The following is a 208-nucleotide window of genomic DNA, read 5'->3' as shown; positions in this document are numbered from 1 at the left end:
CAGCCTATGTCTTGAACATGTACCTGATACTTTATTCTAGCTCCTTGTGGTAATCCACCTCTATTAATATTTATTGCTTCAACTCTAAGACCTTGTCCTACTGTTCCGGCAATTTGCCCCTCTGATACGTAATTTTGCCATCCTAGTCCTTCTACATGAGCCTTATATCTTACTGGCCCAGTCATTGTATCAGTAACCTTTTTATTTT

The 208-nt window shown here is 38.9% G+C and carries 1 pseudogene; it reads right to left on the bottom strand.

Annotation, left to right across the window (positions count from 1 at the left end):
* Positions 1 to 208 (bottom strand): annotated as a pseudogene (locus GXK57_RS26310) (hypothetical protein); the annotation flags it as partial.

The sequence above is a fragment of the Clostridium sp. C8-1-8 genome, from assembly GCF_009928445.1.
Taxonomy (GTDB): domain Bacteria; phylum Bacillota; class Clostridia; order Clostridiales; family Clostridiaceae; genus Clostridium_AR.
This window is presented reverse-complemented; position numbering and strand designations above follow the sequence as displayed.